The organism is Bradyrhizobium sp. P2_E8 (assembly GCF_056403875.1).
On the sequence record NZ_JBFUES010000302.1, the window covers coordinates 1 to 10,592 of the forward strand.

Consider the following 10,592-nt stretch of genomic DNA (forward strand, 5'->3'; position numbering starts at 1 on the left):
GCCACCTCCCTTGTGGAGGCTCCCCCTCACCCCACCCTCTCCCCGCAAGCGGGGCGAGGGAGAGCGCACAGTCTGCGTCCCTCACTTGCTACGGAGACCCCTCACGTGACGCCCATGATGATCGCTGCCCTTGGATTGCTGATGGTCGCCACCGCGTTCCTGTCGGGACTGTTCGGCATGGCGGGCGGGCTGATCCTGATCGGCGTGCTGCTGGCCCTGATGCCGCTGCCGACCGCGATGGTGCTGCATGCGATCACGCAGATGGCCTCGAACGGCTGGCGCGCTTTCCTGTGGCGCGCGCATATCCGCTGGCGGCCGGTCGCGAATTATATGGTCGGCGCCGCCATCGCGCTCGCGGCCTGGTCGCTGACCCGCTACGTGCCTGACAAGCCGATGGCGCTGCTGCTGCTCGGCATCACCCCGTTCATGGCGCGGCTGCTGCCGACGAACATCAAGCCGGACCCTGACAGGCTCTGGCAGGGCACCGTCTATGGCACGATCTGCATGGGTTTGATGCTGATGACCGGCGTGTCGGGGCCGCTGCTCGACACCTTCTTCCTCGGCGGCGATTTCGGCCGGCGTGAGAAGGTGGCGACGAAGGCGATGTGCCAGCTCGTCAGCCACTTCACCAAGCTGATCTATTTCGGCGGCATCATCGACCAGGCGGCGAGCCTCGATCCCGTGCTCGCCGGCGTCGCGATCGCAGCTTCGATGCTCGGCACCACGCTGGCGCGGCGCATTCTCGAAGCCATGACCGACCAGCAATTCATCGCCTGGTCGAACAAGCTGATCACCACCATCGCCTGCTACTACGTCGCCTATGGCGGCTGGCTCCTGGTTCGGACCCCGGTGCTGGCGGCCTTCGACAAGGGAGGTTTGCAATGAGCGAGACCGCCGATCCGCTGGTGCTGGACTTCGTCGAATGGGTCGCGCGCGAGCCGCGCGCCTATGCCGAGGTGGTTTCGACCTGGAAGACGTCGTGCCCGCGCCTCACCATCTGGGAAGACGCCGCCGACCACGGCTACGTCGCGCGCGAGACGGTTGCCGGTCTCGGGCTGGTCATCGCGGTGACGGRGGACGGCGAAAGGTTTTTGCGAACTAACGGGCGGTGAGCCAAGCGCAGCTGTCATCATCCGCGAAGGCGGATGATCCAGTAAACACCGGCAGCAATGTATCTCACGACCGCGGCGGCGTACTGGATGCCCCGCCTGCCGCCTACGCTAAAGCTTCGGCGCCCCTGGACCTCAACCCCCGGCGAAGCCTTGGCGTAGCCGGGTCGCGGGGCATGACAGCAGAGTTTGATGCGCCCATCGCATCTCTCTCCACATCGTCATTGCGAGCGCCAGCGAAGCAATCCAGAATGTCTCCGCGGCGGCAGTCAGGGTTGCTTCGCTGCGCTCGCATTGACGGAGCACCGGCCATGTCGCTGAAACTGTTCGAACTCGTCGGCACCGACGCTGCGCGCCCCTTCAGCCCGTATTGCTGGCGCACGCGGATGGCGCTGGCGCACAAGGGACTGGCGGCGGAATCGCTGCCCTGGCGCTTCACCGAGAAGAGCGCGATCGCGCCGCACGGCTCGGAGAAGGTCCCGGTGCTCTTGCACGATGACAAGCCCGTCGTCGATTCCTGGACGATCGCGAACTATCTCGAAGACAGGTTTCCGGATCGTCCGTCGCTGTTCGGCGGCGAGGGCGGCCGCGCCATGGCGCGCATGATCAACGCCTTCGGCGACATCGCCATCGTCGGCGGCATCTTTCCGCTGATCATCGCCGACATTCCGAAGAACCTTGCCGAGGTTGACGCCGCCTATTTCCGCCAATCGCGCGAGGCGCGTTTCGGTGGCAAGACGCTGGAAGAGATCATGGCCGGCCGCGATGCCGGCGTGGTCGCCTTCCGCAAATCGCTCGAGGTGATGCGGCAGGCCCTGAAGAAGCAGCCCTTCATCGGCGGCGCCGCGCCGAACTACGCCGACTACATCGTGTTCGGCGGTTTTCAATGGGCGCGGGTGGTGAGCCCGTTCAAGCTGCTGGAGGCGGACGATCCGGTCTATGCGTGGCGCGAGAAGCTGCTCGATGCGTTCGACGGCATGGCGCGGACATCGCCGGGGCACGCGGTGTAGCAGATCGGAGGGCGGGCTCGGCCGAAGGCGCGAGCCCGACTTACGTCAGAACTTGTAGGCGATGCCGAAGCGGCCAATGTCGCTGCGCAGCTTGGTCGAGACGTTGAAGGTCGCGGTAGGCGTGTTGCCGGTTGTGACCAGGCCGGAGGTGGAGACCGAGCCGAGGTCAACGTGCAGGTATTCCCCGCTCACCACCCAATGTGGCGTGATCGCATAGTCGATGCCGGCGCCGACAGTCCAGCCGACCCGGGTCTGGCTGACCGCGGCCGTCTCGAATTCCGAGCCAAATCCGAGCGGCGAGAAGCCCACATAGCTGTTCGAATATTTGACGTCGCCGATGGCGACACCGCCGGTAGCGTGGAAGAGCGCCTTGTCGACCGCATAACCGATGCGGGGGCGAATGGTCGCGAGCCAGTTGGTCGAGACGGTGGTTGTGAACGCCGCGGTGCCAACGGGGAAGGTCAGGAACGGACTGCCGGCCGTCGCGACCGTCTTGTCGAAGTGGCGCCACGAAATGTCGCCTTCGACGCCGGCGACGAAACTGCCCCATTGCCGATTGTAACCGGCCTTGCCGCCGACGATTGCACTGGTCCCCGATAGGCCCGGCGAACCGATGGCGTTCAGTCCGGGAATGTCGGCGGGGAAGTAGAGCGCAACCGGCCCGTTGACAGCGCTGAGACTCTGATCGGCTTTGGTCCAGCTCGCGCCGGCGGTTCCGCCGACGTAAAATCCCGTCCAGCTGAACGGCGCGACCGCCGGCAAGGCCTTGTAGGCCTGGGCCTGCATGTCGGCTGCCGCCGCCGCGGAGACGGACGCCATTCCCCCGATGGCCGCGAAGAGCGCGAGTCGTGAGAAGCAAATTTGTGACATGGAAGCCCCTGACCGATGAAATCTCAGGTAGTTCAATAGCAGGGGGCCGGTCGATGGGCTGTCCCTGAAATGTCACGCCGATGCTCAGCAACGGCGTCGAGACTGACATGATCAGGCCCGTGACGACATCGGGCAGGAAATATCCGATAGCGCGGAAGCCGCTCGGGGCTGCGGTGTAGCTGCTGCGCACACTCTCTCCGTAACGTCGTCCCGGCCTGGTGCGCAATTGCGCACGCTTGACCGGCATCGGCAGCCGCGCCGTTTCCTCCGCGCACCAGCAGGTGCCGGAGAGGTCGCAGCCGAACTCGGTGCCGCAGCGGGAACAGGCGAGGCGGCGCGGTTCCTGCATTGAGGATTCTTTCGGAATTGTCATGATTTGCGCAAAAGCTGTGCCGTCATTTTCATGTCGGGTTCATCTCCCGCTGCGGTATATTATCCGCCGCGCAGTGACTCGGAAAGCGGTTGGCAATCCGCGAAGGACAAATCGATGGCCCGCGATTCGCAAGCCGCGCTCGTCGCGCTCAACCGCTTCGGCTTCGGCGCCCGCGGCGGGGCATCCGGCGATCTGATCAACGCGGCGTCCGATCCGCGCGGTTTCGTGAAGGCGGAACTGGCGCGCCCCAACGGCGTGCTGCTGGAGGCGCCCGGCCTGCTGTCGACGCCGCAGCTCGGCCAGGCCGTGTTCGCCTATCAGGACGAGGTCAAGCAGGCGCGTGAGGCCGCCGCCAAGGCCGGCACTCCGCCCGAAGCACAGCCGCCGCAGCCGCCGGCTGATCAGAAGCCCGGGCCGCGGCGCAATCTCTCGCTGAACACGGCTGCGACCGAGATCGCCGGCCAGATGACCGATGCGAAGCCGGCCGACACTATGGCGAAGCCCGACACCATGCAGCCCAACGCGGCCGCACCGCCGGCCGCAAAACCCGCCCCGCAGCCGCTCAACGTGATCCAGAAGACCTTTCGCGCTGAAGCACTGGCGCGCTTGCAGCGTGCGACGCTGGTCGAATGCGGCTTCACCGAGCGGCTGGTCGTGTTCTGGTCCAACCATTTCTGCATCTCCGCGAGCAAGGGCGAGCTGGCGCGGATCTGGGCCGGCGCGTTCGAGCGCGAGGCGATCCGGCCGCACGTGCTCGGGCGCTTCGCCGACATGCTCAAGGCGGTCGAGCAGCATCCGGCCATGCTGTTCTTCCTCGACAACCAGCAATCGCTCGGGCCGGACTCGCGCGCGGGGCAAAACCGCAAGCGCGGGCTCAACGAAAATCTCGCGCGCGAGATCATGGAGCTGCATACGCTCGGCGTCGGCGGCGGCTACACGCAGGAGGACGTCACCTCGCTCGCGCGCATCATCACGGGCTGGACCTTTGCCGGAAGGCAAGGCGGGCTCGGCACACCCGGCTCCTTCGCCTTCAACGTCAATGCGCATCAGCCGGGGCCGCAAGTGCTGCTCGGCAGGACCTACGAGCCGACGGGGCTGGCGCAGGGCGAGGCGGCGCTCGCCGACGTCGCCCGGCATCCGTCGACCGCGAATTTCATCGCGACCAAGCTCGTCCGTCATTTCGTCGCCGACGATCCGCCTCAGGCATTGGTCGCGCGCCTGCGCGACGTCTTCGTCAAGACCGACGGCGATCTCAAGGCCATGGCGACCGCGCTGGTCGATTCCGACGAGGCGTGGAAGGCGCCGCTGACCAAGATGCGCTCGCCTTACGACTTCGTGGTCGCGAGCGGCCGGCTGCTCGCGCGCGTGCCGKAGGATCCCGGCGGCTATCTCAACAATCTCAACCTGCTCGGTCAACCGCTGTGGTCGCCGGCCGGTCCCAACGGTTTCCCGGACACCACCGCCGCATGGGCGGCGCCCGAAGGCATGAAGCTGCGGCTCGACATCGCCGCGCAGATGGGCGCGCGGCTCGGCAACAATATCGACCCGCTCGACCTCTTGGAATTCGCAGCAGCAGACGCGGCCTCCATCGAAACGCGGCGAACGATCGAGCGCGCGGAATCGCGCCAGCAGGCGCTGGCGCTGCTGCTGATGTCGCCGGAAATGCAGAGGAGATGATGATGATCGACTGCGTCGAGAACCGCCTCCTCACCTCGCGCCGCGGCCTCCTGCTCGGCGGCGCCTCGTTCGCGGCTTGGGCCTATTTGCCGAAATTCGCGCGCGCGGCCGACGGTCGCGATCCCAGGCTGATCGTCGTGATCCTGCGCGGCGCGCTCGACGGGCTCTCGACCGTCGCGCCGGTCGGTGATCCCGATTATGCCGGCCTGCACGGATCGATCGCGCTCGCGTCGGATGGCGCGCATCCCGCGATCATGCTCGATTCCTTCTTCGCGCTGCATCCGGCGATGCCGGAGTTTGCGCGGATGTATCGCGACAAGCACGCCGTGGTGATCCACGCGGTGGCGACGCCCTATCGCGACCGCTCGCATTTCGACGGCCAGGACGTGCTCGAAAGCGGCTATGCCGGTCCGGGCCGGGTGCAGTCGGGCTGGCTCAACCGCGCGCTGGAAGCGCTGCCGCGCGGCGAGCGCGTCTCGAGCGGTCTTGCGGTGGGACCGACCACGCCGCTGGTGCTGCGCGGCAACGCGCCGACCGTCGGCTGGGCGCCGGTTGCGCTGCCGCAGGCCGACGACGACACCGCGATGCGCCTCGTCGATCTCTACCGTCACCGCGATCCCGCGCTGGCGATGGCGCTGTCGCAGGGCCTCCAGCTCGACAAGGTCGCGAGCGGCGACGACATGAAGCCGAAGGGCGGCAATCAGGTCGCGCAGATGCGCCAGGTCGCGCGCGGCGCGGCAAAGCTGATGGCCGCCGACGACGGCCCGCGCATTGCCGCGCTCGCCTTCGACGGCTGGGATACGCATGCCAATGAAGGCGGCCCGGTCGGCCGCCTCGCCTTCCTGCTCGGCGGGCTCGACGGCGCGCTCGCCGAATTCGAGAGCGGCCTCGGCGAGCGCTGGCGCGACGCCGTCGTCGTCGTCGCAACCGAGTTCGGCCGCACCGCGCGCATCAACGGCACCGACGGCACCGATCACGGCACCGCCACCGTCGCGCTGCTCGCCGGCGGCGCGGTGAAGGGCGGCCGCGTCATCTCCGACTGGCCCGGCCTCAAGCTCGCCAACCTCTATGAGGCCCGCGACCTCAAGCCGACCACTGATCTGCGCTCGGTGATCAAGGGCGTTCTGCAAGGCCAGTTCGGTCTGTCGGACCGTGTGCTTGCGGAGACGGTGTTTCCGGACAGCGCAAGCGCAAGGCCGATGAAGGGGCTGGTGGCTTAGCCGTCATTCCGGGGCGCGCGTAGCGCGAACCCGGAATCCATACCTCCATACGTTCCGCCGCAAAATGGATTCCGGGCCCGCGCCTTGCGGCGCGTCGGGGAATGACGACATGATGAGCCGAACATCAGGAGAGACCATCCATGTACATCGCCATGAACCGCTTCCGCGTCGCCAAGGGCTCCGAGGCCGCCTTCGAGCAGGTCTGGCTCTCGCGCGACACGCATCTGGACAAGGTGCCGGGCTTCGTCGAATTCCATCTGCTGCGCGGGCCCGAACTCGAGGACCACACCCTGTACGCCTCGCACACCGTGTGGGCGAACCACGCGGCGTTCGAGGCGTGGACCAAGTCGGAGGCGTTTCGTGCCGCGCATCACAAGGCCGGGGACAACAAGCCGCTTTATCTCGGCCATCCGCAATTCGAAGGCTTCGAGGTGATGCAGACGGTCGGGCGCGGCGCCAAATAGCGCCGCGCTTCAGACGTCAGCCCAGCGTGATCTTGTCGATCTCGGCAAGATCATCAGTGCTGAGCTTCCAGGCGATCGCCTTGACGTTCTCCTCGATCTGCTCGACGCGGGTGGCACCGGCGATCACGCTGGACACTTGCGGRCGTCCGGCGAGCCAGGAGAAGGCGAGCTCGAGCATGCTGTGCCCGCGCGCCTTGGCGAAGGCCTGGAGCTTCTCGACGATGTCCTCGTTGCGCGGCGTGACGTAGCGGTCGCGCAGCCGCGGCACCTTGCCGAAGCGGGTGTCATCAGGCGCGCTCTCGCCCTTCCGGTATTTGCCGGTCAGAAGTCCGCTTGCGAGCGGGAAGAACGGCAACAGGCCGAGCCTGTATTCCTGCGCGGCCGGCAGCAGATCCTTCTCGATGTCGCGCACCACCAGGGAATATTCGTCCTGGCAGGAGACGAAGCGGCTGACATTCATCGCGCGTGCGACGTACTCCGCCTCGGCGACCCGCCAGGCCGGAAAGTTCGAATTGCCGATGTAGCGGACCTTGCCCTGCCGGACGAGATCGTCGAGCGCGCGCAAGCTCTCCTCGATCGGCGTCAGCGGGTCATAGTCGTGCTGCTGGTAGAGATCGATGTAGTCGGTCTTCAGCCGCTTCAGGCTCGCTTCCACCGCGTTCATGATGTAGCGGCGCGAGGCGCCCTGCTTGGTTCCGTCCTCCGCCATCGGCTTGGAATATTTCGTCGCCAGCACGATGTCCTTGCGGCGATCGCCCAGGACAGTGCCGAGCACGTTTTCCGAGCCGCCCATGTTCGAATAGATGTCGGCGGTGTCGAACAGCGTGATGCCGAGGTCGAGCGCGCGATGGACCACCTTGCGCGAGGTCTCGAGGTCGGTGCGCTGGCCGAAATTGTTGCAGCCGAGCCCGACCGCGGACACGCGAAGGCCGGAGGCGCCGAGATTGCGAATTTCCATGGGAGGTCCTGTCAGATGAGCAGCAGCGCATTGTGACCGCGGCGCACCGCGCCAGCAAGCTGCCCGCCGCGCTGCTGCCATGCCGGCAGAGCGGACAAAAAAGTGCGGCCCCTGTCAGACGCGGCGACTGACGGGGACCGCTTTGGGGCGCTTGATCGGTGACGGGGGGCCTGATCAGACGCAGGTGGAGCCTAGTCCCGCTATGTAACGCACAGGTGACATCGGGAGTTATCCACAGGCTGCGCGCTAGAATTAAAACAGCTTGCGATAGACGATGAAGCCGGACCGCTCCGCGACCTTGTCGTACAGGCGCTGCGCCGTGACGTTGGTCTCGTGCGTCTGCCAGTAGACGCGTGGCGATCCCGCCAGTTTCGCCCGCTCGTACACGCCATGGATCAGCGCCGAGGCGACGCCCTTGCCGCGCGCGGCCTCCAGCGTGAACAGGTCCTGCAAATAGCAGGACGGCTCGATCGCGGTGGTGCTGCGATGGAACAGGTAGTGCGTCAGCCCGAGCAGTCGGCCGTCGCTTTCGGCGACCAGCGCATGCACGGGTTCATAGGCGTCGAAGAAGCGCTGCCACGTCATCCGCGTGATCTCGGGCGCGAGCGCGGTCGGACCCGAACGGCCGTAGAAGGCGTTGTAGCCGTCCCACAGAGGCAGCCATTGATCGTAGTCCTGCTTGGTGACGGAGCGAACGGTGAGCGACATCTGGAAATTCCGCGATCGATGAAGTGCCCTTCATACGTGATGAAGGGCGCGTCGATCAATCGCGCCGTGACGCTATTCGGCGACGCGCAGGTACCGGATCAGCCTGCGCCCGGTGGGATCGCGCAGCGCGCGGTAGTAGTCGGCGCGCGAGGGCGCATCGGTGTGGCGTACGAGGTCGGTCACCGGGGTGTAGCTCAGCATGCGCCCGCCATCGGGCAGCGCGGCGCAGACGAAGCGCAGCACCTCGCCACTGCGCAAGGCGATGTTGATTGGCGTGGCATCGCCGATCCGCACCATCTCCATGCGCTGCGCGATGAAGGTGGCGAGCTCGTCCTCCGGCAGCTCGAACGCGCCAGTGTCGCGGCCATGATACATCAGCGCGACGAAGGGCGGCTTGCCGTCGGCGATGTCGTCCGGCACAGCAAAATAATCGCGGAACGCACGATTGATGAATTCGGCGCGCGTCTCGGCATCGAGCAGCACGATGCCGATATCGACCTGGTCGAGCGCGGCCGACAGCCGCGCGGCGGTGGCGTGGCTCTGACGCTCGGCGGCAAAGGTGCCGAGCAGCCGCTCGCGCATCAGGCCGGTGATCGCGGCAGTGCCGGCGGTCGTCACTCCGAGGAGGCCGAGCTGGACCAGATCCGCGATCGCAAAGGGCATGGCGCGGTGGAAGAAGAGGAGCAGCGCCGCGCCGGTCACGGCGAGGGCCGCACTGGTGATGGCGGAGGCGAAACCCGACAGCGCGCCGGCAAGCGCAACGATGCAGACCAACAGCGGCGCGGGCGAGGGGACGGAGCGATCGAGCAGGATCGCCAGCAACAGGGTCGCCGCTGTCAGCACTGGACCGCAGATCGCACGCCATCCGAATCGCATGGCCTGTCTCGTTCCTCCCTGAACGAGGTAAGGCGGCGATACTGACTGATCGTTGCGCCGGTGCGGTGCGAATTCGTGCGAAGTGCTTAAGGGCGGCTTGCGGCGGTGCGCAAAGCTTTCGGATGATTTTAGACCAAGTGCGCGTGCCTGACGCGTTGCTGCGACGCGGGCGCATTCAGCGTCGAGGTGCCCGAGCTCTTGCGCATGCCGGTGAAAATCAACAGCGACGCCGCGACCAGGATGGCCGCAGTCAGGGTGATTGCAACGACTACCACAGGTGACTTCATCGACGTCCTGTCGCGATGCCGGTCGGCGCGGGTCACGCGGCGCCCTGAAGGCTGGTCCAGGATGAAACGGGAATCAGACCGGCAGGCCCATCGCCATCGTCGCCTTGGTCGACAGCACCGTCAGGGTGACGATCAGGCACAGCGAGAGCGCGGCGACGGCGAGCGAGGCCGCGACCGCGTTGGTCAGCCGGGAAGACGCAACGGTAGCGGGTTGGCCCTGAAAGCCTGCCGTGCCGGACGCCCGAGTCATGGGTCTAAATCCTTCAACGTGCGAGCGAATCACCCGCGACTTTCCAGAATTTCCCAGTTTCAACCGGCAATATTGCGGCGGCTGCCGCAACGAAAGTGGCGGGATTGCGGCAAAGACGACCCTTATGCCCGCTATTCGCCAGGGCGGGGGCGCGCCATCAGGCGCTGGCGGCGATGCTGGCGGGGTCGTCGACGTCGGCCGGCCGCCAGTCCATCGAGACGAAGCCGGGCGCGGCCTCCACGCGCTTCAGCCAGTCCCGGATCGCCGGGAAGGTCGAGAGGTCGAAGTCGCAGCGGTCGGCGAGATGGGTATAGCCGTACAGCGCGATGTCGGCGACCGTGAGCTGGCGCGCGGCAAAATAGGCGTTGGTCTTGAGATGGTTCTCCATCACCTGGAGCGCGCCATAGCCGCGTTCCATCCAGTCCTCCAGCGAATGGGTCTGGAGGTCGCGGCCGCCCTTGACCAGCGACAGCCAGAAATAGGCGGCGCCGATATTCGGCTCGAGCGCGTGCTGCTCGAAGAACATCCATTGCAGCGCCTCGGCGCGATCGATGCGGTTCTCCGGCGCGAGCGGTGTGCCGACGGCAACGTACCAGAGGATGGCGTTGGACTCGGCGAGATAACGGTCGCCGCCGACATCGAGCAGCGGCACCTGGCCTGACGGGTTCTTGGACAGAAAGTCCGGCGTACGGCTCTCGCCACGCAGAATGTCCACCTCGACCGCTTCGTAAGGCAAGTTCAGCAGCGCCAGCGCAAGGCGGACCTTGTAGCTGTTGCCGGAGCGTTGCAT

The 10,592-nt window shown here is 66.4% G+C and carries 13 protein-coding genes and 1 pseudogene; 6 read left to right on the forward strand and 8 right to left on the reverse strand.

Annotation, left to right across the window (positions count from 1 at the left end; genetic code table 11):
• Positions 1 to 105: 105 nt before the first annotated feature.
• The 3 genes from AC1D00_RS18170 (at position 106) to AC1D00_RS18180 (ending at position 2,119) form a co-directional block, all read left to right on the forward strand.
• Entirely contained in the window at positions 106 to 885 is a 780-nt protein-coding gene (locus tag AC1D00_RS18170) for a TSUP family transporter (RefSeq protein WP_477011601.1), read from the forward strand.
• Positions 882 to 1,112, forward strand: coding sequence for a hypothetical protein (locus tag AC1D00_RS18175; protein WP_477011602.1), 231 nt, complete (start codon positions 882 to 884; stop codon positions 1,110 to 1,112). Before AC1D00_RS18170 ends, AC1D00_RS18175 begins: the two co-directional genes overlap by 4 nt.
• 308 nt (positions 1,113 to 1,420) lie before the next feature.
• Entirely contained in the window at positions 1,421 to 2,119 is a 699-nt protein-coding gene (locus AC1D00_RS18180) for a glutathione S-transferase family protein (protein WP_477011603.1), read from the forward strand.
• Between the two features lie 45 nt (positions 2,120 to 2,164).
• Here the strand turns inward: AC1D00_RS18180 and AC1D00_RS18185 are convergent, their stop codons facing one another.
• A complete protein-coding gene (locus AC1D00_RS18185) occupies positions 2,165 to 2,938 on the reverse strand; it encodes an outer membrane protein (protein WP_477011604.1) in 774 nt (257 codons plus the stop codon).
• Between the two features lie 286 nt (positions 2,939 to 3,224).
• Positions 3,225 to 3,362: pseudogene (locus AC1D00_RS18190) on the reverse strand (cysteine-rich CWC family protein); the annotation flags it as partial.
• A 114-nt stretch (positions 3,363 to 3,476) separates the two neighbouring features.
• Between AC1D00_RS18190 and AC1D00_RS18195 the strand changes: the two are divergent.
• From AC1D00_RS18195 to hmuQ, 3 genes are all read left to right on the forward strand, one after another.
• Entirely contained in the window at positions 3,477 to 5,039 is a 1,563-nt protein-coding gene (locus AC1D00_RS18195) for a DUF1800 domain-containing protein (RefSeq protein WP_477011605.1), read from the forward strand.
• A 2-nt stretch (positions 5,040 to 5,041) separates the two neighbouring features.
• A complete protein-coding gene (locus tag AC1D00_RS18200; protein WP_477011606.1) occupies positions 5,042 to 6,259 on the forward strand; it encodes a DUF1501 domain-containing protein in 1,218 nt (405 codons plus the stop codon).
• Positions 6,260 to 6,399: 140 nt separating this feature from the next.
• Entirely contained in the window at positions 6,400 to 6,723 is a 324-nt protein-coding gene (gene hmuQ, locus AC1D00_RS18205) for a heme-degrading protein HmuQ (RefSeq protein ID WP_008544592.1), read from the forward strand.
• A gap of 16 nt (positions 6,724 to 6,739) precedes the next feature.
• On the opposite strand, the gene AC1D00_RS18210 is transcribed toward hmuQ, so the two are convergent.
• The 6 genes from AC1D00_RS18210 to AC1D00_RS18235 form a co-directional block, all read right to left on the reverse strand.
• On the reverse strand, positions 6,740 to 7,681 hold the full coding sequence (locus AC1D00_RS18210) for an aldo/keto reductase (protein WP_404552828.1): 942 nt from the start codon (positions 7,679 to 7,681) through the stop codon (positions 6,740 to 6,742).
• A gap of 252 nt (positions 7,682 to 7,933) precedes the next feature.
• Positions 7,934 to 8,389: a GNAT family N-acetyltransferase gene (locus tag AC1D00_RS18215; RefSeq protein ID WP_027548413.1), complete on the reverse strand. Its 456-nt coding sequence runs from the start codon at positions 8,387 to 8,389 to the stop codon at positions 7,934 to 7,936.
• 72 nt (positions 8,390 to 8,461) lie between these two features.
• Positions 8,462 to 9,265, reverse strand: coding sequence for a PAS-domain containing protein (locus AC1D00_RS18220; protein ID WP_477011607.1), 804 nt, complete (start codon positions 9,263 to 9,265; stop codon positions 8,462 to 8,464).
• A 128-nt stretch (positions 9,266 to 9,393) separates the two neighbouring features.
• Positions 9,394 to 9,588 carry a hypothetical protein gene (locus AC1D00_RS18225; protein ID WP_074077493.1) on the reverse strand — a complete coding sequence of 65 codons (195 nt, stop codon included), beginning with the start codon at positions 9,586 to 9,588 and terminating at the stop codon, positions 9,394 to 9,396.
• A 37-nt stretch (positions 9,589 to 9,625) separates the two neighbouring features.
• A complete protein-coding gene (locus tag AC1D00_RS18230) occupies positions 9,626 to 9,802 on the reverse strand; it encodes a hypothetical protein (protein ID WP_164937506.1) in 177 nt (58 codons plus the stop codon).
• 157 nt (positions 9,803 to 9,959) lie between these two features.
• On the reverse strand, positions 9,960 to 10,592 hold a 633-nt coding region (locus AC1D00_RS18235), incomplete at its 5' end, for a glutathione S-transferase family protein (RefSeq protein WP_477011608.1).

Excerpts from the sequence above, each read along its gene's own strand:
- AC1D00_RS18180 (WP_477011603.1), top strand. The coding sequence starts at position 1,421 with ATGTCGCTGAAACTGTTCGAACTCGTCGGCACCGACGCTGCGCGCCCC.
- AC1D00_RS18185 (WP_477011604.1), bottom strand. The coding sequence starts at position 2,938 with ATGGCGTCCGTCTCCGCGGCGGCGGCAGCCGACATGCAGGCCCAGGCC.
- AC1D00_RS18200 (WP_477011606.1), top strand. The coding sequence starts at position 5,042 with ATGATCGACTGCGTCGAGAACCGCCTCCTCACCTCGCGCCGCGGCCTC.
- hmuQ (WP_008544592.1), top strand. The coding sequence starts at position 6,400 with ATGTACATCGCCATGAACCGCTTCCGCGTCGCCAAGGGCTCCGAGGCC.
- AC1D00_RS18215 (WP_027548413.1), bottom strand. The coding sequence starts at position 8,389 with ATGTCGCTCACCGTTCGCTCCGTCACCAAGCAGGACTACGATCAATGG.
- AC1D00_RS18220 (WP_477011607.1), bottom strand. The coding sequence starts at position 9,265 with ATGCGATTCGGATGGCGTGCGATCTGCGGTCCAGTGCTGACAGCGGCG.
- AC1D00_RS18230 (WP_164937506.1), bottom strand. The coding sequence starts at position 9,802 with ATGACTCGGGCGTCCGGCACGGCAGGCTTTCAGGGCCAACCCGCTACC.